Origin of the sequence: Streptomyces jeddahensis, assembly GCF_001642995.1 — a bacterium.
GTDB classification, from domain to species: Bacteria; Actinomycetota; Actinomycetes; order Streptomycetales; family Streptomycetaceae; genus Streptomyces; species Streptomyces jeddahensis.
In genome coordinates this window covers 1-23,897 of the sequence record NZ_LOHS01000042.1, presented here as the reverse complement: position 1 = coordinate 23,897, position 23,897 = coordinate 1, and the positions used below count along the sequence as shown (strand labels likewise).

General features: G+C 72.3%; 21 protein-coding genes. 4 read left to right on the top strand and 17 right to left on the bottom strand.

The features are described 5' to 3' along the window. Window positions 1–127: 127 nt before the first annotated feature. The gene (locus tag STSP_RS05695; RefSeq protein ID WP_067272905.1) at window positions 128–1,504 is read right to left on the bottom strand and encodes an FAD-dependent oxidoreductase; all 1,377 of its coding nucleotides are present in this window, start codon (window positions 1,502–1,504) and stop codon (window positions 128–130) included. Between the two features lie 112 nt (window positions 1,505–1,616). Continuing rightward, window positions 1,617–2,759 carry a DUF4349 domain-containing protein gene (locus STSP_RS05690; RefSeq protein WP_067272902.1) on the bottom strand — a complete coding sequence of 381 codons (1,143 nt, stop codon included), beginning with the start codon at window positions 2,757–2,759 and terminating at the stop codon, window positions 1,617–1,619. Between the two features lie 158 nt (window positions 2,760–2,917). Between STSP_RS05690 and hemG the strand changes: the two genes are divergently transcribed. Together hemG and hemQ are read left to right on the top strand one after the other, a co-directional pair. Then, complete coding sequence (hemG, locus tag STSP_RS05685; protein ID WP_067272899.1) at window positions 2,918–4,420, top strand: protoporphyrinogen oxidase; 1,503 nt, start codon at window positions 2,918–2,920, stop codon at window positions 4,418–4,420. A 4-nt stretch (window positions 4,421–4,424) separates the two neighbouring features. After that, window positions 4,425–5,156 carry a hydrogen peroxide-dependent heme synthase gene (hemQ, locus tag STSP_RS05680; protein ID WP_067272896.1) on the top strand — a complete coding sequence of 244 codons (732 nt, stop codon included), beginning with the start codon at window positions 4,425–4,427 and terminating at the stop codon, window positions 5,154–5,156. An 11-nt stretch (window positions 5,157–5,167) separates the two neighbouring features. Here the strand turns inward: hemQ and STSP_RS05675 are convergent, their stop codons facing one another. The 15 genes from STSP_RS05675 to zapE all read right to left on the bottom strand — a co-directional run bounded on the left by STSP_RS05675 (window position 5,168) and on the right by zapE (window position 22,234). Beyond that, the gene (locus STSP_RS05675) at window positions 5,168–6,007 is read right to left on the bottom strand and encodes a TIGR04222 domain-containing membrane protein (protein ID WP_067272894.1); all 840 of its coding nucleotides are present in this window, start codon (window positions 6,005–6,007) and stop codon (window positions 5,168–5,170) included. 44 nt (window positions 6,008–6,051) lie between these two features. Further along, on the bottom strand, window positions 6,052–6,822 hold the full coding sequence (locus STSP_RS05670; protein ID WP_067272887.1) for a DUF4142 domain-containing protein: 771 nt from the start codon (window positions 6,820–6,822) through the stop codon (window positions 6,052–6,054). 120 nt (window positions 6,823–6,942) lie between these two features. Next, window positions 6,943–7,959 carry a TIGR04222 domain-containing membrane protein gene (locus STSP_RS05665; RefSeq protein WP_067272884.1) on the bottom strand — a complete coding sequence of 339 codons (1,017 nt, stop codon included), beginning with the start codon at window positions 7,957–7,959 and terminating at the stop codon, window positions 6,943–6,945. 4 nt (window positions 7,960–7,963) lie between these two features. Then, complete coding sequence (locus STSP_RS05660; RefSeq protein ID WP_067272881.1) at window positions 7,964–9,310, bottom strand: DUF692 domain-containing protein; 1,347 nt, start codon at window positions 9,308–9,310, stop codon at window positions 7,964–7,966. Between the two features lie 150 nt (window positions 9,311–9,460). Further along, complete coding sequence (locus tag STSP_RS05655) at window positions 9,461–10,225, bottom strand: DUF4142 domain-containing protein (RefSeq protein WP_198547273.1); 765 nt, start codon at window positions 10,223–10,225, stop codon at window positions 9,461–9,463. A 196-nt stretch (window positions 10,226–10,421) separates the two neighbouring features. Next, entirely contained in the window at window positions 10,422–11,084 is a 663-nt protein-coding gene (locus STSP_RS05650) for a peptidyl-tRNA hydrolase (RefSeq protein ID WP_078066916.1), read from the bottom strand. Window positions 11,085–11,322: 238 nt separating this feature from the next. Further along, the gene (locus STSP_RS05645; protein ID WP_067272876.1) at window positions 11,323–11,538 is read right to left on the bottom strand and encodes a hypothetical protein; all 216 of its coding nucleotides are present in this window, start codon (window positions 11,536–11,538) and stop codon (window positions 11,323–11,325) included. Window positions 11,539–11,590: 52 nt separating this feature from the next. Beyond that, window positions 11,591–12,571 carry a polysaccharide deacetylase family protein gene (locus STSP_RS05640; RefSeq protein WP_078066915.1) on the bottom strand — a complete coding sequence of 327 codons (981 nt, stop codon included), beginning with the start codon at window positions 12,569–12,571 and terminating at the stop codon, window positions 11,591–11,593. A 149-nt stretch (window positions 12,572–12,720) separates the two neighbouring features. Further along, the gene (locus STSP_RS05635; RefSeq protein ID WP_067272907.1) at window positions 12,721–12,990 is read right to left on the bottom strand and encodes a DUF1876 domain-containing protein; all 270 of its coding nucleotides are present in this window, start codon (window positions 12,988–12,990) and stop codon (window positions 12,721–12,723) included. Between the two features lie 261 nt (window positions 12,991–13,251). Continuing rightward, the gene (locus tag STSP_RS05630) at window positions 13,252–14,568 is read right to left on the bottom strand and encodes an alkaline phosphatase PhoX (RefSeq protein WP_067272874.1); all 1,317 of its coding nucleotides are present in this window, start codon (window positions 14,566–14,568) and stop codon (window positions 13,252–13,254) included. Between the two features lie 469 nt (window positions 14,569–15,037). Then, window positions 15,038–16,069 carry a slipin family protein gene (locus tag STSP_RS05625; protein ID WP_078066914.1) on the bottom strand — a complete coding sequence of 344 codons (1,032 nt, stop codon included), beginning with the start codon at window positions 16,067–16,069 and terminating at the stop codon, window positions 15,038–15,040. Window positions 16,070–16,314: 245 nt separating this feature from the next. Beyond that, window positions 16,315–16,935 (bottom strand): CBS domain-containing protein, encoded by a 621-nt coding sequence (locus STSP_RS36665; RefSeq protein WP_078066913.1) that lies wholly within the window; start codon window positions 16,933–16,935, stop codon window positions 16,315–16,317. 196 nt (window positions 16,936–17,131) lie between these two features. Continuing rightward, the gene (locus tag STSP_RS05615; protein ID WP_067272871.1) at window positions 17,132–18,430 is read right to left on the bottom strand and encodes an ArsB/NhaD family transporter; all 1,299 of its coding nucleotides are present in this window, start codon (window positions 18,428–18,430) and stop codon (window positions 17,132–17,134) included. Between the two features lie 384 nt (window positions 18,431–18,814). Continuing rightward, complete coding sequence (locus STSP_RS05610) at window positions 18,815–20,869, bottom strand: NAD-binding protein (RefSeq protein WP_107441207.1); 2,055 nt, start codon at window positions 20,867–20,869, stop codon at window positions 18,815–18,817. 267 nt (window positions 20,870–21,136) lie between these two features. After that, window positions 21,137–22,234, bottom strand: a complete 1,098-nt coding sequence (gene zapE / locus STSP_RS05605) for a cell division protein ZapE (protein ID WP_067272869.1) — start codon at window positions 22,232–22,234, stop codon at window positions 21,137–21,139. 37 nt (window positions 22,235–22,271) lie between these two features. Here zapE and STSP_RS05600 point away from each other — a divergent pair, with 37 nt between their 5' ends. Next, window positions 22,272–23,153: a pyrimidine reductase family protein gene (locus STSP_RS05600; protein WP_067272866.1), complete on the top strand. Its 882-nt coding sequence runs from the start codon at window positions 22,272–22,274 to the stop codon at window positions 23,151–23,153. Between the two features lie 114 nt (window positions 23,154–23,267). Beyond that, entirely contained in the window at window positions 23,268–23,741 is a 474-nt protein-coding gene (locus STSP_RS05595; protein ID WP_198547272.1) for an indole-3-glycerol phosphate synthase, read from the top strand. Window positions 23,742–23,897: the final 156 nt, after the last annotated feature.

Genomic DNA, 23,897 nt, shown 5'->3' with positions numbered 1-23,897 from the left:
CAGCCCGTCCGGCGTTTGAGGACGAGCCCGAAGGGCGATCACGGGGGTCTGGGGGCGGAGCCCCCAGCGGGGGGTCCAGGGGGCTGGCGCACCTGGTTACGGGAAGGGGGGCGGGGTGGGGAGAAGATCACGCCCCACCCGCCCGCACCGCAACCGAAGCCTTCCGCGCCGCAATCAGAACCGGATCCCACACGGGCGAGAACGGCGGCGCGTACCCCAGATCCAGCGCGGTCATCTGCTCCACCGTCATCCCGGCCGTGAGCGCCACCGCCGCGACGTCGACCCGCTTCGCGGCCCCCTCACGCCCGACGATCTGCACACCGAGAAGCCGCCCCGTACGCCGCTCGGCGAGCATCTTCACCGTCATGGGGGCGGCGCCGGGGTAGTACCCGGCGCGGCTCGTCGACTCGACGGTGACGGTCACGTACTGCAGCCCGACGGCCCGCGCGTCCTTCTCGCGCAGCCCCGTGCGCGCGATCTCCAGGTCGCAGACCTTGCTGACCGCGGTGCCGACGACGCCGGGGAACGTGGCGTACCCGCCGCCCACGTTCGTGCCGATCACCTGCCCGTGCTTGTTGGCGTGCGTGCCCAGCGCGATATGGCGCTCGCGGCCGGACACGAGGTCGAGCACCTCCACGCAGTCGCCGCCCGCCCAGATGCCGTCGTGGCCGCGCACCCGCATCGCGAGGTCGGTGAGCAACCCGCCGTACTCGCCGAGCGGAAGACCCGCCGCGCGGGCGAGGGCGGTCTCCGGGCGTACGCCCATGCCGAGGACCACCACATCCGCTGGGAACTCGGCGTCGTCTGTGGCCACCGCGCGGGCCCGGCCCTCCGCATCCGTGAGGACCTTGGTGACCTCGGCGTCGCCGACCATGGTGATGCCCAGTCCCGTCATCGCCTCGTGGACGAGACGGCCCATGTCAGGGTCGAGCGTGGCCATCGGCTCCTGGCCGCGGTTCACGACCGTGACCTCGTAGCCGCGCTTCATCATCGCCTCGGCCATCTCCACGCCGATGTAGCCGGCGCCGACGACCACGGCCCGCCGCCCCTCGGCCCGCTCCAGGGTGTCGAGCAGCGCCTGCCCGTCGTCGAGAGTCTGAACCCCATGGACCCCGGGCGCGTCCATGCCGGGCAGCGGCGGCCGGTCCGGCCGGGCCCCTGTCGCGATCACGAGGTTGTCGTACGCCGTCCACTCCTCGGCACCGGACTCCAGATCACGGGCCCGGACACGGCCGGCCGCGACATCGATCTCGGTCACCTCGGTACGCATCCGCAGGTCGATCGCGCGCGCCCGGTGCTCCTCCGGCGTACGCGCGATGAGCCGGTGCCGCTCCGGGACGTCACCGCTGACCCAGTACGGGATGCCGCACGCCGAGTACGACGTGAAGTGGCCGCGCTCGAACGCGATGATCTCCAGCTCGTCCGGGCCCTTGAGCCTCCGGGCCTGCGACGCGGCCGACATGCCCGCCGCGTCTCCCCCGATGATCACCAGTCGTTCCCGCATCGCCTGCTCCTCAACTGCCTCGCGCCGCTGCCCGTACGCCGTGCGGCACCGTAGGCGCCGCACGGCCGACCGTACGACGCCGGACGCCAGGGCGGCAGCCGATGCAGAGACGTCAGTCCCGCTCTGCGGTGTCACCCCCCGGCTCCTCCGCCGCGCGCGACGCGGACGCCGTGCCCGCCGTACCGGCCGCGGACGCCGTACCCGGCGAGGACGCCGTTTCTGCCGCGGGCGTCGACTCCGCCGCACCGCCCGCCGGCAACGTCGCTCGCGTGCCGCGCGGCAGCCGGGAGCGTGCGAGCCGCACCCACACCAGAATGATCAACACCGCGGCAGCCAGGAACGGCAGGGTGGCGCCGAAGGCGACCGCTATCCAGCGCAGCAGCGTCACGAACGCGTGCCAGCCGCCCGCCAGCGCGTCCACGAACCCGGGGTCGTCGTCCTTCTTCTCGGCCTGCTTCTTCGGGTTCTCGTAGAGCGTCAGCGTGATCGTGGCCAGACTGGTGCGGTCCTCGAGGGACGCCTGCTGCGCCAGCAGCGCCTCCAGGTCCGCCTGACGGCTGCTCAGCTCTCCTTCCAGCGCGACCACATCGCTCAACTTGGTGGCCTTGTCCATCAGTTCCCGCACGCGCTCCACGCTCGCGCGCATCGTCTTGATGCGGCTCTCGACGTCGACGACCTGGTCGGTGACGTCCTGCGCCTTTTCCTTGCGCTCCATGATCTTGCCCGTGCCCTGCAGTTCGGTGAGCACGTCCTCGTACCGCTCCGTGGGAACGCGCAGGACGACGCGGGACTCCTCGCGGCTGTCCTCGTCGCGGATCGTCGACTCGTTGCCGACGATGCCGCCCGCGCCCTCGGCGGCCGAGCGCGCCTCGTCCACCGCCTTGGGCACGTCCTTGACCAGCACGGTGAGCGACGCGGTACGGATGATGTGGGTGCCGGTGAGCTTCGGCGGGGACGTCGCCTTGTCGCCGGCCTGCTCTCCGGAACCGCTGTCGGCCTCGCTGCCGGGCGCGGCCGCGCCCGCCCTCGCGTTCCCAGCGCCCGGAGGGGCCGCCTTGGCGGCGCTGTCGGCGCTGCTGCCGGCGTCGTCGGCGCCGCATCCCGCCAGCGCGAGCGCCGCCGCCAGCAGGACTGCCGACAGTGCCTGGACGGACCGGCGCCCGGACGGGCCGTGTCGGTGCCTGGACGGGCGGTTTCGGCTTGTGGACGTGCCGTCTCGGTGCCTGGACGTGCCCTGAGCGAGAGGCTCGAACATCTCGGCGTACCCCCGGGGTTGGTGATGACTGGTGCTCCTTCGACGCCGGGGGCTTCGGTTTCGTTGTCGCCGTCCGATCCCGATGCGGTCACGGTCGGGACTCGTCGGGGCCGCCGTGCCGGGTCTGGCCGCCATGCGCGGTTTGAGAGAGTGGAGGCATGCGCGAAGGGGACACACGTACGGGTGCCGGTCATGTCGTCGTCATCGGGGGCGGAATCGCCGGCCTGGCCGCCGCCCACCGGTTGCTCGGCCCACCGCCCGGCGGCACACCCGGCGGCTCGCGCGAGGGCAGCCCGCGCGTAACCGTACTGGAGGCCTCGGACCGCGTCGGCGGCAAGCTGCACGCCGGGGAGATCGCGGGCGCCCGGGTCGACCTCGGCGCCGAGTCGATGCTCGCCCGACGGCCGGAGGCCGTCGCCCTCGCCCGCGAGGTGGGCCTCGGCGACCGGCTGCAACCGCCCGCCACCGCGACCGCGTCGATCTGGACCCGGGGCGCCCTGCGGCCGATGCCGAAGGGGCATGTGATGGGCGTGCCCGGCACCGCCGACGCGCTGTCCGGCGTCCTGTCGGACGACGGCCTGCGCCGCATCGAGCAGGACCGCGATCTTCCACCCACCGAGATCGGCGACGACGTCGCGGTCGGCGCTTACGTCGCCGAGCGCGTCGGGCGCGAGGTCGTCGACCGGCTCGTCGAGCCCCTGCTCGGCGGGGTGTACGCCGGGGACGCGTACCGCATCTCGATGCGCTCCGCCGTCCCGCAGCTCTTCGAGGCGGCCCGCTCCCACACCTCGCTGACGGAAGCCGTCCGTGACATCCAGGCGCGCGCCGCGCAGAACCAGCAGACCGGCCCCGTCTTCATGGGCATCAGGGGCGGCATCGGCGAGCTCCCGCGCGCGGTCGCCGAGGCGGTACGCGCGCGTGGCGGCGCAATTCGTCTGAACAGCCCCGTCCACGGCCTGCGCCGGACGCCCGACGGCTGGGAGGTGCGGGTCGGCGACCATGGCGACCATGTGGAGACGGCCGACGCCGTCGTTCTCGCCCTCCCCGCCCCGGCCGCCGCGGCGCTGCTGGCCTCGGAGTCGCCGGCCGCGGCCGCCGAGCTGCGCACCGTCGAGTACGCCTCCATGGCGCTGATCACGCTCGCGTACCGGACGGACGAGGCCCGGCTCCCCGAGGGCAGCGGCTTCCTCGTGCCGCCCGTCGACGGCCGCACCATCAAGGCGTCCACCTTCTCCTCGCAGAAGTGGGGGTGGATCGCCGACGAGAACCCGGAGCTGCTGGTGGTGCGCACCTCTGTCGGCCGGTACGGCGAGGAGCAGGACCTCGGCCGCGAGGACGCCGAACTTATCGCGCTGTCCCGGCACGACCTGCGCGAGGCCACCGGCCTGGACGCCGCCCCGGTCGCCACCCGCGTCACCCGCTGGCACGGCGGCCTGCCGCAGTACCCGGTCGGCCACCACGCGCGCGTGGCCCGCATCCGCGAGCACGTGAGCAAGCTGCCGGGGCTCGCGGTGTGCGGGGCGGCGTACGACGGCGTGGGCATCCCCGCGTGCATCGCGAGCGCGTACGCCGCGGTGGACCAGCTCCAGGGCGACCGGCGCGGTGTGGAGCAGCTCACCGCGAACCCGGTGCAGAGCCTGCACGGCGGAGCGGGAGAATAGGCGCATGAGTGACGACGCCCCCACCACCGAGCCCGGCAGGATCCCGAACAAGGGCAAGCTGGCCAAGGACCTCAACGAGGTCATCCGCTACACCCTGTGGTCCGTCTTCAAGCTGAAGGACGTGCTGCCCGAGGACCGCGCCGGTTACGCCGACGAGGTCCAGGAGCTGTTCGACCAGCTCGCCGCCAAGGACGTGACCGTCCGCGGCACGTACGACGTGTCGGGCCTGCGCGCCGACGCCGACCTCATGATCTGGTGGCACGCGGAGACCAGCGACCAGCTCCAGGAGGCGTACAACCTCTTCCGCCGCACCAAGCTCGGCCGCGCGCTGGAGCCGGTCTGGTCGAACATGGCGCTGCACCGCCCCGCCGAGTTCAACCGCTCGCACATCCCGGCGTTCCTCGCCGACGAGACGCCCCGCAACTACGTGAGCGTCTACCCCTTCGTCCGCTCCTACGACTGGTACCTGCTGCCCGACGCGGAGCGCCGCACCATGCTCGCGGACCACGGCAAGATGGCCCGCGGCTTCCCGGACGTGCGCGCCAACACGGTCGCCTCGTTCTCGCTCGGCGACTACGAGTGGATCCTCGCCTTCGAGGCCGACGAGCTGTACCGCATCGTCGACCTGATGCGCCACCTCCGCGGCTCCGAGGCCCGCAGGCACGTACGCGAGGAGGTCCCGTTCTTCACGGGCCGCCGCAAGTCGGTGGCTGAACTGGTGGCGGGCCTGGCCTGATCCCACCGCCGTCAGCGCCGCCGCATCGCCTCCCGGCCGGACGGGCGGTCCGCGAACGCCGCTCTGAGGTCGGGATCGCGGACCGCATCGACGCCGTGGAGGGCCACAGCGGTGAGATACGCCCGTTCGTCGGCGGCGCCGTCCAGAGGTGCCAGCCTGCCCAGCCGTCGCTGACCGGCAGGTGATGCCCAGCGCGTGTACGGATGCGCCTCGAAGCGGGCGATGGCAAGACAGCCCAGCGTGAGCACCAGAGGCAGCACGAACGAGGCGGCCACCGGGACGCGCTGGCCCTGGGCCCCGAGATCCGGGATCGGCATCAGCAGGGCGATTCCGCCCAGTACCGCCACAGCCACCGAGGCCGCCTGCACCTGGCGTACCGCACCGGCCACCGTCGTCCGCGCGCCGTCCGGCACGGCGAGGCCCGCCGCGACGAGCCGGTCGGCGAGCGCGCGTACCGCCTCGGCGGCCGCAGCAGCGGAACGTATCGGCGCTATCCGGGACTGGCCGCCGGGGCCGATCGCACCCAGCACCGACCGCTCCATGTCGTCCCGCCCCTGAGGATCGACCACGGTCGCCCAGCCGGTGTGCGCGAGCAGCAGCCGCCGCTGACGGGCCATCGACACCAGGGTCAGATCGGCGACCCGGTGGGGGCCGCCGGACAGGAAGGCGGCCTCGTACAGCGTCAACTCGCGGCCAGTGTCGCGGTCGGTGTCGCGGCCGTGGCCCGAGCCGGAGTCCTCGGCGGCCGCGGTGTCCGCATCGGTGGCGGTGCGCAGGGCCGCCAGGCACAGCCGGGCGCAGGAGAGACCTGCGGCGGCCCAGGCGAGAAGCAGTAGAGGGACCCAGAACATGGCCGCTTTCTATGTGACCTGGTCGCCCGCCCGCCACGGCGTGTTCACGATGTGGACGGAGTGTGAGCCGGTTTCGGCCGGGAAGCGGCCGGTGGCAGCGAGAAGGAGGGCGATGGCGAGGGGGACGGGGTGACCGGTACCGGCGGGCTGGGGGAGGGGGTCGGGCCCGGCGGTGCGGGAGAACTGGTCACCGGCTGTGGGCCCGTCGTGGCGGCGTCCCTCGCCAGTGCGTCGAAGTCCACGAGACCCGTGTCCTCGAGCACCGTGATGTGGTCCAGGACCGTGGTGTTGGCGTCGTCGGCGAGGTCCCGCACCAGCCAGTTGCGGGTGGTTGCACGCACCTGTGCCACGACGGAGAAGACCTTGCCGTGGGCGCGGCGCAGGATGTTCGCGAACAGGGCGTCGTACTCCTCGCCGCGCGCCGCGCTCAGCTCCGTGAGCCAGGCGCGTTGCTGGGCGTTGGGCTGGTTGGGCAGCTCGAGGCTCAGCTGCGCGGCGACCTCGCGTACCCGTGCGTCCAGAAAGGTGTGGCCCTCGACCAGGTGCTCGCCGGCGGTCTGCACGGCCTGCGTCGTGCCGCGCTCCTCGGCCTGCTGGCCGGCGGGCAGCTCCCACAGGCCCGCGAGCCGCACCTTGGTGATGAAGTCCCGGTCGAGCGCGGACAGCGGGCCGTATCTGGTCGAGACCGTCTGGGCGTTGAGGGTGTCCAGGCCGGTGCCCGAGCGGTCCGCGTAGGACCAGATGGGGAAGATCAGTGCGACCAGTGTCGCGGTGAGTCCCGCGACGATGAGTCCGGTGCCGTTGATGGATCGCATGGTGCCTCCTGCTGCGGCACCGCACGCTAATGCGCTTCGGGTACGCGCTGTCGCCATACGCGCATGAGTACGTCAACTTCGGTACGCGGCGCGCCGCAGGAGGGGCTACGAGGAGCTGCCTCAGCTCGATCCACCGCCGCAGCTCGATCCACCGGACGACCCACCGCAGCTGGACCCACCGGACGACCCACCGCAGCTCGAACCGCCCGAAGAGCCTCCGCAGCTGGACCCTCCGCAGCTCGAACCGCCGCACGAGGAACCACCGCCGGAGCCACCTCCTCCGCCGCACCATATGACGGTGCCGCCGGCCCACAGCGAGGCGTCATGGGAGGCGGACGAGGAGGAGCCGGAGGACGGGCCGCCGCCCACGCTCACCCGCGTCCGCGCGGCCGCCGCCAGCCGGCTCCGGAGCTCCGGGTCGGGCACCGCGCGCGGGCCGCCCATGGCCACCAGGTGTGCGGCGCTCCCGGTTCGGGCGGCGGCGGATGCCGCGTACTGGCGCAGGGCACTCCGGCCGGCGCCGGTCAGCCGCTTCCCGGAACGGGCAGAGCACACCGCTCCGACCACGATGCCGAAAAGCACGGCAGGGAAAACCTGGAAGACAAAAGGCACTGCGAAGCCGTCCCCGTCCAATTGCGCGAACTGTACGACGGTCAGGACGATCGCAAGCGGGAAACCCGCCAGGCACAGCAGGGTCTGGGCGATGGCCCAGCGGCGGATCGGGCGCAGTGTGCCGGGCTGGATCAGCAGGCCGCGTGCAGCGAGCCCGTCACCGATCGACTGGACGGCGGGACTGCGCATCACGCCGACGCGCAGCTGGTGCAGGGCGCCGTTGGGAGCGGCGGAGTGCGCTGCGATCAGCGCGCTCTCAGCGGGGTTGTGGGCGGCGGCGCCCTGCCGGATCGAGACGATGCCCGGCCATCCGACGACCAGCCGCCCGTCCGCGTGCATCGCGGTGATCACCGTGTCCGCGACCCGGCCGGGCCCGCCGGACAGGAAGGCGGCTTCCAGAGCGTCGTGCAGGAACGCGCCGACGGGCGCACCGCCGCCGCGCGACCTGGCGAGCGCGATGATCAGGGCGATCGAGGAGCCGCCGATGAGCAGGTAGTACAGGATCGAGAGCATCACGGTGTCCATGACGTCACCCCCGGTGCAGAGCGAGGCGGGACGCGGCGGCGCGGACCAGCCGGGCCACGGGGCGCGGGGAGGGCGGCTTCGGACCCGTCCGTTCGAGCCACCACTGCGTCAACTGCCGTCGGATCTCGGCGTCTTCGGGCTTCCCGGCGAGCAGCAGATCCTCGGCGAAGCCGAGCGCGTCACGGCGGTAGCCACCGGTCATCGGTTGCTTCCGGGCGTACGCGAGGAAGGAGGCGCGGTACGTGTCCCCGAGGATTCCCGGAAGTTCGGGCGCGACCTTGGCGATGACGTCGGCCCGCTTGGAGGTGAGTGCTTGGGACTGCACCTTCAGCCGGGCGCGGTCGAACCCCTCGGGGACGGGCGTCCCGCCGACCAGCGCGGACAGCAGCGAAGCCTGCGCGAGCGCGAGGCGCTGGCGTGCCGCGCCGGCTCCACGGCTTTCCGCCGGGAACGCGGTCTCCCCACGACTTACTGCCGGATCGGCGGCCTCCGCACGGTTTTCCGTCGGACGGGCGACCTCCCCCGCCGCCGCCCGCGACACCGTCGCCCGGATCGCGTCGAGCTCCGCCTCCAGCGCCTCTGGGGCCGGGAAGTTCTCGTCGCGTTCCAGCAGGACGCCCGGCGGGGTCACGTGGGACGCCAGGTCGGCGAGGATGTCGAGGACCGGCTCCGGGACCGGGTGGGCGTGGCTGTCGTGCCACACGCCGTCGCGCTCGAAGCCGCCCGCCACATGGACGTAGGCGATGGCCTCGACGGGCAGCGTGTCGAGCGCCGCCGACGGGTCCTCACCGCGGTTGACGTGGTTGGTGTGCAGGTTCGCCACGTCGATGAGCAGGCGTACGCCGGTGCGCTCCACAAGTTCGTACAGGAACTGCCCCTCGGTCATCTCCTCGCCCGGCCAGGAGATCAGCGCCGCGATGTTCTCCAGGGCGAGCGGCACCGGCAGTGCGTCCTGCGCGATTCGTACGTTCTCGCAGAGCACGTCCAGCGCGTCGCGGGTGCGGGGGACCGGCAGCAGGTGCCCCGCCTCCAGCGGCTGCGACGCGGTGAGCGCGCCACCGGCCCGTACGAACGCGATGTGCTCGGTGACGAGCGGGGCGCGCAGGGCCTGGGCGCGCTCGGCGAGGGCGGTCAGCCGGTCCTCGTCGGGACGGTCCGCGCCGCCCAGGCCGAGCGACACCCCGTGCGGCACCACCGTGACACCGCGCTCGCGCAGCCGCCGCAGGGAGTCGGGAAGGTGCCCCGGGCAGACGTTCTCCGCCACGACCTCGACCCAGTCGATGCCGGGCATACGCTCCACCGCGTCGGCGATCTCCGGCCGCCAGCCGATTCCGGTACCCAAGTGCTGCATGTTCCCCCTCCTTCACCCAGACCCTGTGAGCCGCCGCCGGCAGCCTCCCCGTCGGGGCGTGCCGGTGTGACGGAGTCATGGCCCGGGCGCCTGGCACCGAACCCATGAGCGGGGACGTTCAGAGGAACATTTGAGGTTGCTGTCAGGTGGTCACTCGTCGGGCTCGGGCCGGTTCGTGTTGACCTGTCCCGGTGTCGTGGGCGACGGCCGCGAGGTGACCGAGATATCGCCGGTCGGACCGGCCGGCGGTGCCGACGGCGCGATTCCGGAGGGCGGCGGAGGCCCGGTGGGACTCGCGGTCTGCGTGGCGGCGGAACCGTTCGCTATCGCGTCGAAGTCGACCATCCCGGTGGCTTCGAGCATCGTGATGTGGTCGAGGACGGTCTGGTTGGCGTCCGTGGCCAGCTGCCGGACCAGCGAGTTGCGGGTGGTGTCGCGGACCTGGGCGATGACGCTGAACACCTTGCCGTGCGCGGCACGCAGCAGGTTGGCGAACTTCCGCTCGTATTCCTGGCCCTGCGCCTCCGTCAGCTCGCGCAGCCAGCCCTGCTGTTGTTCGGTCGGCTGGTTGGGCAGTTCGATGTTGAGCTGTGCGGCGACTTTCCGTACCCGCTCGTCGAGATCGGTATGGCCGACGATCAGATGGTCACCCGTCGCCTTGATCGCCTCGGTGGGCGCCCGTTCCAGGGCCTGCTGGCCTGCGGGTATCTCCCACAGCCCGGCGAGCCGCACCTTGACCACCAGTTCGCGGTCAAGGGTGGAGAGCGGTCCCCAGCGCGTGGCCACGGTGCCCGCGGCCAGGTTGGCGGGGCCGGTGCCCGACCGGTCGGCGTACGACCAGACGGGAAAGGCGAGAGCGCCGATGGTGGCGACGAGTGCCGCGATGACGAGTCCCGTGCCGTTGATCCGTCGCAGCAAATGAGCCTCCCGGTGTGCCAGCTGCCTCTGCTCGATCACCTGAATCAACCGCCGCGTGCAAATCAGTCCAACCTACTTGGCGGTATCGAGAGGTACGTAGGCAGTGGCCGGGATGTTCACCGGCATGTTCAAGGGCCGGTGAACGGGTCGGCGCCCTGCTTCGGGTAGCGGACTGTCCGGGGCCTTCGGCCGGTCAGCGACGCCGGTGCAGCGCCGGATGGTCCGCGACCACTGTGCACGAGCCGGGGGCGATCTCCGTGAAGCCCGCGTCGCGTACCACCGGCAGTCCCCTCGTGGTGAGTTCGTCCCAGTGCGCGGGGTCCGCCGTGCGTACGGACAGCGGGAAGCCCGCGTCGCGCCAGGCCGTGCGCTCCTCGTCCGGCAGTCCCCACCACGCGAGTTGGGCACCGTGGCCCGCCTGGGCCATCGCCTTGCCCGCCGACATCTCGACGCCGGGGTTCAGCCACAGGACAGGAGCGGTCCGGTCGGGGTCGGCCGGGGCCTCCGGTTCGTCGAGGTCCGTGCCCGACACCTGCAGGCGCGCCAGATCCTTCGGCCAGCCGTCCAGCGGCACCGGCGGGAACACCCGCACCTCGGCGGACTTCCCGGTGACCGTGATGCCGGGCAGCGCCTCGGCCCGCCGCCACTCGGCACCGCGCGCCCGCCGCACCACCTTGCGGATCCGCGCGTCCTCCCAGTCCCGCACCGCCTGCGCCCACAACCCGTCGCCCCGCGACCGCTCGTCGCTCAGCATCGTCAGGACGGCACGGGCGGCAGTCTCCAACGCGTCCGTACGGGCCGGGGGAGCGGCGCGCTCGATGCGTACGACCAGGGGCAGTACGAACTGGGGGACCATGTCGCGCACGGTCCGTCCGGGCCTGAAGGGGGTCTCCGGGGCCGCGGCGGGCGTGCCGATGCCGGACGTGCCGGTGGCGGGCGTGTCGATGCCGGGGGTGTCGGTGGCAGGCGTGCAGGGGGCGTCGTGGCTGGTCACCCGTCCAGTCTGCCAGGGGGATGATCGGTTCTTCCGGCCCGGTCGGGCATGGCCCGGCCCGCTACCCGCCCGGCCCGCTCCCGTCCGTCCCGCCGGTGCCTCAGCCGGAGCAGGCCGTGCGCTGTGCCTCCTGCCACTCGCAGACCGGGCACAGCGTGACGCCCTTGTACGACTCCGGATACTCGGTGGGCTCGCGGCACAGGGCACACTCGGCGAACGGCGGTCCGTCCGCCTTCGCGGGCGCGGCCGCAGCGGCGTCGTGGGCGACATCCCGGCCGGTCGCGCCGCCAGTGGTGCTGCAGTAGGAGTCCTCCATGCCACCAGCCTAGAACGCCCGGGCCCGTCGCCGCCCGTCGCCGGTGGACCGCTCATCCGCGGCTGCCGGTCTGCGCCGCACCCCCCGCCTGCCCTGCCTTCTCCGCCCGCCTTGCTTTCTCCGCCTGACCTGCCTTCCCCGCCTTCGCTGCATCCCCCGCCTTCGCCGCCTCTCCCGCCTTCGCTCCGATCAGCTCCGACACCTTCACGAAGCGGAAGCCGCGTTCGCGCAACTCCGGGACGATCGTCCGTACCGCCTCCTCCGTCGCCGGGGCCGCGCTGCGCGTGCAGTGCATCACCACGACGGAGCCCGGCCGGACCCCGTCCAGCACCTGCTGTGCCACCGCATGGGCATCCGTCGCGAACGCGTCGCCGCTCACCACGTCCCACTGCACGGCCGTGACGCCGACAGGGGTCAGCTCCCGCAGGGCACGGTCGTCGTAACAGCCGCCGGGGAAACGGAAGTACGGCATCGCGTGCTCCACGCCCGCCTTGCGGAACGCCGTGAACGCGCGCTCCACGTCGGAGCGGATGTGCGCGGGCTCGATGGTCGGCAGCCCGTAGCAGTCGGAGGTGAAGGCGTAGTGGCTGTAGGAGTGGTTGGCGATCTCGAAGAGGGGGTCGCGTCCGAGGGAACGGGCCTCTTCCGGGTACTCGTCGGCCCACCGTCCCGTCATGAAGACGGTTGCCGGTACCTTCAGGCGGCGGAGCGTGGCGATGAGTTCCGGGTTGTCGAAGTGCTCACCGGCCGCTGCGCGCGGGCCCTGGTCCGCGGTCATGTCGGCGTCGAAGGTGAGCGCCACGGTCTTCCCGCCGGTGCGCGGGCCGTTCGTGAAGACGGGGGTGAGACCGGCCGGGCCGGGCGCGAGGGTGGGCGGCCGGTACGGCGACGGCGTGGCCGAGGGCGAGGCGGTGGCGCCGCCGGTGTGCGGGCGCTCCGGGAGTCCGGCGTCCTGCACGCCGTGGGCGCCGCACCCGACGAGTGCGGCGCCCAGTGCGCAGAGCGCGGCGCTCCGCGCGCGGCGCGTGATGATTCTCCGTGCAGAGGTGATCACCTGGCGAACATATAGTGCTAAAACCGGCCTATCGGCGAGGTGCCGCGCCGGACGCCCTCGTTCGCCCCGCTGAAGTCACCCGCCTACCGCAACGGGAGTCCGCCTACCGGAAAGGGAGTCACCCGTGATCACGGGTGCGGGTGCGCCGGTACGTGCGTGGCCTCCTCGATCTCGTGGGCCGCCTTGCGCAGCAGCTGCCGCGCCAGGTCGTTGAGCGCACGCGCCGCGGCCAGCTCCTCGCCCACGCGATTCTGCACGGGGTCGTCCGGGTGCCGTTTGGCGTGTCCATGGGCCTTCAGCTCCGTGCCTTCCGGCAGCCGCAGTGCCGCGTTGGCCCCGGTGTCGGTGCCGTCCTCCCTGATGCCCAGATCCACGTGCCAGGTCGCGTCGTTCTGCATGGCGATCGCCTTCTTTCCTACGTGCTCGCCATCGCGTTGCACCCCTGCGGGACGCCCGGAATCCCCGTATTCAATCCTGTACGTCCGAAAGGGTGACGTCCAATCCTGTACGCCTGCCGAAGCGCCGGCGCAAGCCCTGGAGGGGTGCGATCACGCCGGGTACCGCACGAGAGCACCGAGAGCACCGAGAGCACTGAGTGCGGAACGGCCCGGGCTCACCGCTACCGGTGGCCCGGGCCACTCATGGTTCTCCTGCCAGGCCTACCAGGGGCCGGTCACCGCGAAGGTGGTGCCCGGCGTGTAGCAGTTGACGTACATCGTGGCGCCGTCGGGTGAGAAGGTCACACCGGCGAACTCCCCCCACTCCGGGGCTTCCGGCGTGCCGATGTTCTGGCGCCCTCGTGCCATCGCGTAGACCTCGCCGCGCCGCGTCACGCCGTACACGTGCTGGGCGCCCTCGCCGTCCTCGCAGACCATGAGGCCGCCGCTGGGCGCCAGGCAGATGTTGTCCGGTTCCTCGCCGGGCAGCTGCACATCGGTGTCCGGGCCGAAGACGATCACTAGGGTGAGGCGGCGCCGGGCGGGGTCGTACCGCCAGATCTGCCCGAAGTGGTCCGCGGCCGAGCCCTCCCCGCTGCGCGCGTACGACGACACGAAGTACACACACGTACCGCCCCAGTAGCAGCCCTCCAGCTTCTGGGCGTGCGTGATGCCCTTCGGGCCGAAGTCCTGGAAGCGGATCGGGGTCTCGGTGGCGAGCGGGTCCGGGACGTCAGCCCACTCGATGCCGTCGAACGTCGTGCCCGTCTCCTGGAGGGCGGAGAGGTCCCGGACGCCGGGTACGCGCATGGCCTGCAGCCTGCCGCCCGCCCGGAGGGAGCCGAGGCCGCCCTCCGGCTTCTCGGGCAGGAAGCGGTAGAAGAGGCCGAAGGGCTTCTCGAAGGCGTCCTCGGTCTCGTAGACGATGCCGGAGCGCGGATCGACGGCGATCGCCTCGTGCTGGAAGCGGCCCATCGCGGTCAGCGGTACGGCGCCGGAGCGGTGCGGATCGGACGGGTGGACCTCGAAGATGAAGCCGTGGTCCTTGGTGTAGCCGTTGGTGCCGGCCTTGTCCTCGGTCTCCTCGCAGGTCAGCCAGGTGCCCCAGGGGGTCGGGCCGCCCGCGCAGTTGACGGCGGTGCCGGCGATCGCGACGCGCTCGTCCAGGACGTCGTTGCGGCTGTCGAGGGTGAGCGCGGTACAGCCGCCCTTGCCCATCGGGTCGTAGGTGAGGCCCTCGACGGTCGGCACCGGGACCCGGCCGGTGGCGCGGTTCTCGTGGTTGCGCACGAGGTGCACGCGGCCCTGTCGGCCCGCGAAGGCGGCCATGCCGTCGTGGTTGCTGGGCACCTTGCCCTCGCCCGAGCGCAGGTCGTCGCCCTCGCGGGACAGCACCTTGTAGCGGAAGCCCTCCGGGAGGTCGAGCAGGCCGTCCGGGTCGGGTACGAGCGGGCCGTATCCCGTCCTGCCCTGGGCGGCGGCGGCCGTGCCCGCGAAGAGTTCGGAGACGGCGCCGCTGAAGGCGATGCCCGCGCCCACCGCGCCGGTGCGGGCGAGGAGTTGGCGTCGTGTAGCGGACCGTTGCGCCGGAAGGCGTCCTTCCGAAGACGGAAGGCGTCGTTGCGAGGAGGGAAGGCGTCCTTCCGGGGATCCTTCCGAGGATGGTTGTTCCGTGGGCGGTTGTGCCGACGGCGGGTGTTCCGAGGATCGCGCGGATGCGGGCTGTGCGGACGCAGACATGGGGCGACCTCCTGCTGGCGGACAGGAACTGTGACCCGCCTGTGTGTACCACGCACTACGGATCTCGGGAACCACGCCTGTCGCCCTGGCCACGCGAGTCTCCCACCGTCACGGACACCGAGGCGCTGCGTGCGGATGGGAGCTGTGCCCGCGGCGCCGGTGCGCGTGTCAGGCCTTTTGGGCACGGCGCCTTGGGTGTGCGCGACGCCTTGGGCGCGACGCGGCGACCGGCAGCGGGCACAGCCCCCACCCGCACGCGCGCCCCCGGTCAACGATGCGTCGAGTGACGGCCGCTCGCAGCCATGCCTGAGTCATCCAGTGGTTCCTCGTGCGCAACGGACTGGTCCGGCTCGGGTCCCGCGGTAGGAGTCGCCCCAGCCGCTGCTCCTGCGCCCTGGAGTCGTGCCGTCGCTGTCACGGCAGGGGGCGGTGACGTCGGCGGGGCGGACGCTGGAGCCACTTGCCCCGGCGTCGAGTCCGCCGCGGGAGCGGGAGCGGGAGCAGGAGCGGGCGCGGTGTCGGTGGCGGGGGCCGTCTGCTGCTGGGCGGCGCGTTCGAGGAACCGCAGCAGCTCCACGGGGAAGGGGAGTACCAGCGTGGAGTTCTTCTCGGCCGCGACCGCCACCACGGTCTGCAGCAGACGGAGCTGGAGCGCGGCCGGCTCGTTGGACATCACCCCGGCCGCCTCCGCCAGCTTTTTCGAGGCCTGCAGTTCCGCGTCGGCGTTGATGACGCGGGCGCGGCGCTCGCGGTCGGCCTCGGCCTGCCGGGCCATGGACCGCTTCATCGCGTCCGGCAGGGACACGTCCTTGATCTCGACGCGGTCGATCTGCACACCCCAGCCCACCGCCGGGCTGTCGATCATCAGCTCCAGGCCCTGGTTGAGCTTCTCCCGGTTCGACAGGAGATCGTCCAGTTCACTCTTGCCGATGATCGACCGCAGCGACGTCTGGGCCATCTGGGAGACCGCGAAGCGGTAGTCCTCGACGTTGACGATCGCGTTGGTCGCGTCGACCACCTTGAAGTAGACGACCGCGTCGACGCGCACCGTCACGTTGTCCCGCGTGATGCCCTCCTGGGCGGGCACGGGCATGGTCACGATCTGCAGGTTCACCTTCCGCAGCCGGTCGATGCCGGGGATGATCATGGTGAACCCCGGTCTGCGTACGTCGTTCAGCACGCGCCCGAGGCGGAAGACCACGCCCCGCTCGTACTGCTTGACGATCTTGGCCGCCGCCATGACGTAGACCACCCCGGCAGAACCGGCAGCCGCTAGCGCTGTCACCAGGTCCTCGAGCATGACGACCCCCTGTCGCCTGGCATCGGATGCCGTCTGAGCAGCACGATCGTGCCGATCATGGCGATCGTGCCGTCATTGGCACTATTGCCACGATATGTCCTGCTTCGTGCCCGGTCGAGCACGGGTGGCCACCGGCCCGGGGTGCGGGGGTGGTCAGCGCCCGCCCGCTTGCCGGCACGGGGTGGTCAGCGCCCGCCCGCTTGCCGGCACGGGGTGGTCAGCGCCCGCCTGCCCGCCGGCCGCGGTCACGGCGAGGCGAGTCCTCCCGCCGCCGCCAGCAGCTCATGGAGCAGATGTGACGCCGTGATCACACCGAGAAGACGCGTCTCCGCAGGAGGCTGCCCGGCGTGAAGGTGCTCGGCCAGATGGTGCCCGGCGTGCAGGTGCTCGGCCAGATGGTGTCCGGTGTGGTGGGGCCTGGCCCTTGCCGCGCCCTCCGCCTCGGCGCGGGCCGCCTCCCGCGCGCCGGGCCTGGCGTGCGTCTTCTCCACCACGGCCACCAGCGGGCTGCGTACCCGCGCCATCAGCGCGGCGACCTCCAGCGCGGTGTCGTCCGGATCGGCGATCGGCGGCGCGGCCGCCGTGCGCGACAGGCAGTCGCCGACACGGCGGCCCTTGAGCGCCTCGCACAGCCGGTCGGCGTGCTTCTCGTCGACGACGGCGGCAAGCGTCGGGTCCTCGACCACATACGACGGGACCAGCACCTTGATCATTTGGGAAGCGGGCAGAATCGCCTTCGGCTCCCCGTTCTCGTCCAGCACCAGCAGTCCCGGGAGCTTGTGCTCCGCCATCAGCCGGGCCGCCGCCAGGGCGTCGCTGTCGACGGTCACCGACTCGTATTCCACTGCCAGGTCGCGTGCGCGCACGGCCGGCTCCTCATCTGCTCGCAAGTGCTTGAGCACATGCTGTGCTCCCATGCGCTCGAGCGCCGCTCGAATCGTCCCTGCCCCCAGCCTCGTACGCGCCGCGCCCGCAGGCCAGGACATTGACGCGGGACATACGGGCATCGGCGCCCGGGTCGGCGACCGGGGCGGCGCAGGTCGGCGGCCCGGGGCGAGCCGCTCAGGCCGCCGCGAAGTACCGCAGCCAGACGTACCCCACCGAGATCAGCACGGTGACGGCGGTGACGACCAGTCCGTACCGGGTGAACTGCCAGAAGCCGATCGGCTGGCGGTTGCGTTCGGCGATGCCCAGGACGACGACGTTGGCGCTCGCGCCGATCGCCGTGGCGTTGCCGCCGAGGTCGGCGCCGAGGGTGAGGGCCCACCACATGACGTGGTCGCGGGCGCCGCCCATCTCCTGCACCAGCTCGCCCGTGATGGGGGCCATCGTGGCGACGTAGGGGATGTTGTCCACGATGCCCGACAGGACGGCGGAGGCGCCGAGCATGAGCATCGAGCCGCCGAGTTCGGCGTCGCCGATGAGGTCGGCGAGCGCACGCGAGACAGTGCTGATGACGCCGGTGTCGATGAGGCCGCCGATCATGATGAAGAGCCCGGCGAAGAACGCCAGCGTGGGCCATTCGACCTCGGCGAGCACCTCGGTGGTCTCCACGGAGGAGACGGCGATCAGCAGCCCGGCGCCGAGGAGGGCGACGACGCTCGGCGCGTAGTGCAGCACCGGGTGCAGCACGAACCCCGCGACGACGAGGGCGAGGACGGCGAGGCCCTGCACGAGGAGCCGCGGGTCGCGGATCGCCTCCCGCTCCTCCAGCGCCATGACCTCGGCGGCGCGGTCCTCGTCGTAGAGGAAGGACTTCCGGAACATGACGCGGCACAGGAGCACGAGTACGACGGTGAGCAGCGCGGACAGCGGCGCGAGGTGGACCAGGAAGTCGTTGAAGGTCAGTCCGGCCCGGCTGGCGATGATGATGTTGGGCGGGTCACCGACCAGCGTCGCGGTGCCGCCGATGTTGGAGGCGAAGACCTCGGCCATCAGGAACGGCGCGGCGGGCAGCGCCAGACGCTCGCAGACCAGCAGCGTGACGGGGGCGACCAGCAGCACGGTGGTGACGTTGTCGAGGAGCGCCGACGCCACGGCCGTGATCACGATGAGCATCACCATGACCCGGAACGGTCTGGCCCGGGCACGCTTGACGGCCCAGATCGCCAGGTACTCGAACATCCCGGTCTTCTTCAGCACGCCGACGATCGCCATCATGCCGAGCAGCAGGAAGATGACGTTCCAGTCGACCCCCGAGCGCTCGGAGTAGAAGGCGGAGGCGTCGTCGGTCGCCCCGATGGCGAGCATCAGCCCTGCGCCGCCGAGCGCGGCGGCCACACGGTGGATCTTCTCGCTGATGATGAGCGTGTACGTCGCGACGAAGACGGCCACCGCTGCCCAGCTGTGCCAGGCGTTCACGCCGACGCGCCCGCGTCGTCCGGGACGGTCAGCAGCGCCATCGGTGACTCCTCTGCTCGGCTGGACATCGACTCGCGTGAGAATCGATCTTGCCCGCCGATCAGACTTCCCGGCACACCATGCATCAATTTACTTGACGCGGCGTTGTGAGGCGCCTGGGCGCGTGCCGGTCAGGGCAGCGCCCCACAGGGGCGCGGGGCTGTATCGATTTGCGGCTCCGCCGCGTGGGCGCGACGAGCCACGACGGCGCCGCAGCGAACCGACGACACATCGCGGCACTGGCCGCCAGAGGCGCGGGGTGATCAGGCGCGTGCTGTTCAGGTGCACGGCGATCAGGGCGCATGGCGCCCTGGCCGTGCGCCGTTCCGGGCACACGGGGACGGGTCAGGACGCGTGCGTCCGCCGCCGGGTCCGTCGGCCGAGGAGTTCCGCGAGGCCGTGCCGCGTGGCGGCCAGCACGACGCGGTCCTCGGGGCGCAGCACATGGCCGGGGTGCAGATTCCAGACCAGTTCCGACGGGCGGCCGCCCGAGTACGGCGAAGGGGCGGCGGACAGGTCGGGCAGCCGTTCGCCGGGGGCGGCCGTATCGAGGGCGAGCACCCGCCAGGCGCCGGGCCGGAAGGCCTCCTCGACCGTCCGGCCCTCGAGCTGCGGATGGCCGGCCACGTCGACGGCGGCGACCAGCAGCACCTGCCGCTCGACGGGGATCGCACCCAGGACCTGACGCCCCATCATGGCCCCGGCGAAGGCGGGCGCGGCGAGGTGCGAGACGCTGCGGCTGCGGGTCAGCGCGCCCGGGTGCGCGGCGCGCAGGGTGCGGTAGACGGCGGTCGCGAAGTCGTCGTCGTACAGGCGCAGGGACACGCGCAGGTCGGGCCGGACCGACCGGGCGACCAGCGCCGCCTCGAGGTTGGTGGTGTCGGAGCTGGTGACCGCGAGCAGGGAGTGGGCCCGGCCGATCTTGGCGGCCTCCTGGACGCCCTCGTGCGTGATGTCGCCAAGGATCACCGGGACGCGCAGCCGCCGGGCCAGGGCGAGGCCCCGCGCGTCCGGGTCGGACTCCACGCACACGACGGGGATGTCGAGTTCGCGCAGCCGCGCCAGCACCCGGGTGCCGATCTTGCCGAGGCCGAGGAGCACGACATGGCCGGACAGCCCGCGCGGCGGCCGGCGCAGCGCGGTGCCGCTGCGGAACGTGCCCAGCGCCTCCAGTACGGCGGCGAACAACACCGGAAGCAGCAGCAGACCCACGAGCCCGGACAGCAGTTGGAGCACCTTGCGGCCGGTCCCCTCGTCCACCGCCGGGTCGTTGATGCCGAACAGGTCGAGGAGCGTCAGATACGTCGCGTGCAGAGGACTCTCACCGGTCGTCAGCATCGCCGCCACCGCGAGGGCGACCACGCTGCCCACCAGGGCGGCAAAGGACACGCGCAGCCGGCGCGACAGCAGCGAGGCGAAGGGCGCGCTGCGTCCGGCGGGCAGGGCCGGGCCCGAGTACGACACCGTCTCCAGTACGACCGTGCCGCGCGCGGTCGCGGAGGCCACCGACCGTTCGTCGGGCAGCAGCATGGGCCCCTCCGCCCCGCTGCCCTCCGCGCCCTCGCTGCCCGCCGGGTCCGTGGCGGTCGCCGAGAGCAGTGCCAGGGTGCACAGCCCGGGGTCGGCCACCTCGCCGGGTGCCGGCGGGGTGCGCTCCACCGACCGCAGCAGCAGCCCGTCGGCCTGGACGACCTTGCTGGTACCGGCCACGGCGGTGGCGGCCAGGGCCGGTGCGGCGGTGTCGGCGTCCGACAGCACCGTGGTCGACGCGTCGTGCGGTTCGGCGTCCGGTCCGGGCGCCGCCAGGGCGGCCGCCTGGTCGAGGAGGGCCTCCAGGTGCTGGCCGAGCCGGCGGTTGTAGAGGCGGATCACCAGGCGCAGCCGCGGGTTGAGGCGCCGCGCTGTCAGGGCGGCACGGATGTTCGTCTCGTCGTCGTCATGGACGAGGGCGAGTGCCGCCGCGTGCTCCACGCCCGCCTCGGCCAGGACCGCCTCCGTCGGCTCGGCGGCCTCCAGCAGCCGCTCGGGCGGGGCGGGTTCGCCGTCGCGGGCAGCGCCGTTCGCATCACCGCCGCTGGAGGTCGCGCCGTTGCCGACGCCGCGGTTGCCGGCCTGGCCGTTACCGGCGCGGCCGTTGCCGGACCGCCCGGTGGCGGCTGTGGCGCCGGTGGGCCCGCCATCGCCCGCGGGCCCACCGTTGCCTGCCGTGCCGTTGCCTGTCGTCCGCGTCACCGCCGCTGACACGCGCTCGAGCAGCGATGAGCCGCGCGCCCGTCCCACGACGGGCGGCAGCCCGCTCCGCCCGGCCGGCGGGACGACCAACGTGACCTGCTCGCCGTACAGGCCGCGGAGCTCCGCGGCGAGCCGGTGGGCCAGCGCGTCGTCGCCGCAGACCACCATGTGGCCGGCGGCGGGCATGGACGCGGTCTGCTGAGGCGGGAGGCTGGGCATGATCAGCAAGACTGCCGCAGACGGCTCACCGGTTCCACCGAAACCGGCGAACAGGCGCGCGAACGCACCCAAGTCGTGCGTCTCGAACGCCCAAGTCGTGCGTCTCTAACGCACCCAAGTCGTGCGTCTCACGGCGAACGTGGCCGAGCACCCGCGGCGCCCCGAGGGAGCACCCGGCGGCGCTCCCGGAGGGAGTACCGGGCGGCCGCGCCCCGGCTACTCGCCGACAAGCCCCTTCGCGTCCCTCGCCAGAGCCGTCAGACGCGAGATCGCCCGGAAGTACTTCTTCCGGTATCCGCCGCGCAGCATCTCCTCGCTGAAGAGCTGGTCGAAGGGCAGACCGGAGGCCAGCACGGGGACCTCGCGGTCGTACAGCCGGTCGGCGAGTACGACGAGGCGCAGCGCCGTCGACTGGTCGGGCACCGGCTGGACGTCCGTGAGGCAGACCGCCTTCACGCCGTCCGTCAGCGCGCCGTACCGGCTGGGGTGCACGCGCGCGAGATGGTCGAGCAGATGCGGGAAGTCGTCCAGCGAGGCGTCCGGCGTGGCATACGCGGCCCGCGTGACCTGGTCGTCGGAGAACGGCGCGGGTGCCTCGGGAAGGCCGCGGTGGCGGTAGTCCTCGCCGTCGATCCGCAGAGGCCGGAAGTGCGCGGACAGGCCCTGTATCTCGCGGAGGAAGTCGGCAGCCGCGAACCGGCCCTCGCCCAGCTTGCCGGGCAGCGTGTTCGACGTCGCGGCGAGCGCCACGCCCGCGTCGACCAGCTTGCCGAGCAGCGTGGAGACCAGCACCGTGTCGCCCGGGTCGTCGAGCTCGAACTCGTCGATGCAGAGCAGGCTGTGACCGCTGAGCGTCTGCACGGTCTGCTGGAAGCCGAGCGCACCCACCAGATTGGTCAGCTCGACGAACGTGCCGAACGCCTTCCGCTCGGCGGCCGCCGGAGTGGCGTGCCACAGCGAGGCCAGCAGATGCGTCTTTCCGACGCCGTACCCGCCGTCGAGGTACACACCGCGCGGACCGGACGGCACGGCCGGCTTCGCCCGTCCGCCGAACCACCTCCGCTTACCGCTCCCGGAGGCGTGCGCCCCGCCCAGACCGGCCGCGAAGCCGCTCAGGACCTGCACCGCCTCGCGCTGGCTGGGCTGGTTCGGGTCCGGAATGTACGTATCGAAGCGCACGGAGTCGAAGCGCGGCGGCGGCACCATCTCGGCGACGAGCCGGTCCGCGGGGACGTGCGGCTCGCGGGCGCACAGGGACAGCGGGGCCGCTTCGGCTATCGGGCTGTGCCCGCGGGCGGCTGTGGAGGACGACACGCTTCCCCACTCTAAGGGCCGTGGAAGACTGATCGACATGCGACGCCTGTTCCCTGTGACCGACGAGACAGCAGACCGTACGCGCTCCATGGCGGACGGTACGGATTCCGCGGCGGACCGTACGGGTTCCGCGGCCGTCCGTGCGCGTTCTGCGGCGGACCGCCCGGGCTCCCCGGAGTCCGCCGACCGCGAGTGGGGGCTGGAGGAGCTCGCCGAGGCGTACGCGTACCCGGAGGAGCGGGACGTGTGGCTGCGCGCCAACATGGTGTCGACGCTCGACGGAGCCGCCCAGTACGAGGGCCGTTCGGCGCCCATCTCGTGCGAGACCGACATGCGTATCTTCGGCACGCTGCGCGGGCTCGCGGACGCCGTGGTCGTGGGCGCGGAGACTGTCCGCCTGGAGGGTTACCGGCCCGCACGCGCGCGTGAGGCCTTCGCCGCGCGTCGGGCCGCGGCAGGGCAGGGGCCGGCGCCCGCCATCGCGGTCGTCAGCGCCGGCCTGGAGCTGGACTTCTCCCTCCCCCTCTTCGCCGAGCCGCTCGTCCCCACGCTCGTGGTGACGGGCGCGGCGGCGCCCCCGGCGCGACTGCGGGCGGCGGAGAAGGCGGGCGTCGAGGTGGTGATCGCCGGCGAGGGGGCGGGCGCGGAGCCCGCCCGGATCGTACGGGCCCTCGCCGACCGCGGCCTCAGGCGCCTGCTGACGGAGGGCGGACCGCGCCTGCTCGGTCAGTTCGTGGCCGCTGACGCCCTTGACGAGCTGTGTCTGACGCTGTCCCCGATGCTGGCCGCGGGGGCGGCACAGCGCATCGTCGGAGGGCCCGAGGTGGATGTGCTGAAACGATTCTCCTTGGCCTCTCTGTTGGAGGACACTGGATTCCTCTTCGCTCGCTACCGTCGTAACCGACACGCAGTGGAATGATTCGTTCCGCTTTGTCTTCGCAGGCAAACTGAATCTTGGAGACCCCGTGCAGAGGCGGGGCGGGATGGTTTCCGAAGGGGCACTTCGCGGCCCATGGAGGAGAGGGCTCCTGTCGTGTTCACGAGCGTATTGATGATCGAGAAGGCCCTGACATCCGCCGACGTGGAGTTCATCACCACCTTGCACGGTGACGAGGGGGCCTCCTTCCATGTGCTGCTGCAGCCGCGCGGCGAGCAGGCGGACCGCCTGCTGCGCGCGATCGACGACATCGCGATGGGCGAGCTCGACGAGGCCGCCCACGAGCACGAGACCCCTGAGGGCAAGGATGCGGCGGCCGTGGGCCGGCAGGCCCTCGAGGTCTCCCTCGCCGCCCTGCGCGCCTCGGGCTGCGCCGCGGAGGGGCGGCTGGTCGAGGACCATCCGCTCGACGCGCTCAAGACGCTCGTCGAGGAGACGGAGGCCGACGAGGTCATCGTGCTGACCGATCCCCACTATGTGGAGGAGTTCTTCCATCGCGACTGGGCGTCGCGGGCGCGGCACAAGGTGGGGGTGCCGGTGCTGAAGCTGTTCTCGCACAAGAAGGCGTAGGGGTACGGGTTTTTGGTGGGGACGTTGTCCCTGGGGGACGTTGTTCCGGTGCGCGCGCGGCTTGCGGACGGTGGTCGGCTGGTGCGCCACCTGCCGGTGGGTGGGTCGGGGCCGCGCCGGGATGTACGTCCTCGGTCTGGCGCCAGGCCGTACGTC

What these genes read in the sequence shown, in the direction of transcription:
- STSP_RS05695 (WP_067272905.1), bottom strand. Translation starts at nt 1,504, where the DNA reads ATGCGGGAACGACTGGTGATCATCGGGGGAGACGCGGCGGGCATGTCG.
- STSP_RS05690 (WP_067272902.1), bottom strand. Translation starts at nt 2,759, where the DNA reads ATGTTCGAGCCTCTCGCTCAGGGCACGTCCAGGCACCGAGACGGCACG.
- hemG (WP_067272899.1), top strand. Translation starts at nt 2,918, where the DNA reads ATGCGCGAAGGGGACACACGTACGGGTGCCGGTCATGTCGTCGTCATC.
- hemQ (WP_067272896.1), top strand. Translation starts at nt 4,425, where the DNA reads ATGAGTGACGACGCCCCCACCACCGAGCCCGGCAGGATCCCGAACAAG.
- STSP_RS05675 (WP_067272894.1), bottom strand. Translation starts at nt 6,007, where the DNA reads ATGTTCTGGGTCCCTCTACTGCTTCTCGCCTGGGCCGCCGCAGGTCTC.
- STSP_RS05670 (WP_067272887.1), bottom strand. Translation starts at nt 6,822, where the DNA reads ATGCGATCCATCAACGGCACCGGACTCATCGTCGCGGGACTCACCGCG.
- STSP_RS05665 (WP_067272884.1), bottom strand. Translation starts at nt 7,959, where the DNA reads ATGGACACCGTGATGCTCTCGATCCTGTACTACCTGCTCATCGGCGGC.
- STSP_RS05660 (WP_067272881.1), bottom strand. Translation starts at nt 9,310, where the DNA reads ATGCAGCACTTGGGTACCGGAATCGGCTGGCGGCCGGAGATCGCCGAC.
- STSP_RS05650 (WP_078066916.1), bottom strand. Translation starts at nt 11,084, where the DNA reads ATGGTCCCCCAGTTCGTACTGCCCCTGGTCGTACGCATCGAGCGCGCC.
- STSP_RS05645 (WP_067272876.1), bottom strand. Translation starts at nt 11,538, where the DNA reads ATGGAGGACTCCTACTGCAGCACCACTGGCGGCGCGACCGGCCGGGAT.
- STSP_RS05635 (WP_067272907.1), bottom strand. Translation starts at nt 12,990, where the DNA reads ATGCAGAACGACGCGACCTGGCACGTGGATCTGGGCATCAGGGAGGAC.
- STSP_RS05625 (WP_078066914.1), bottom strand. Translation starts at nt 16,069, where the DNA reads ATGCTCGAGGACCTGGTGACAGCGCTAGCGGCTGCCGGTTCTGCCGGG.
- STSP_RS05610 (WP_107441207.1), bottom strand. Translation starts at nt 20,869, where the DNA reads ATGGTGGTCTGCGGCGACGACGCGCTGGCCCACCGGCTCGCCGCGGAG.
- STSP_RS05600 (WP_067272866.1), top strand. Translation starts at nt 22,272, where the DNA reads ATGCGACGCCTGTTCCCTGTGACCGACGAGACAGCAGACCGTACGCGC.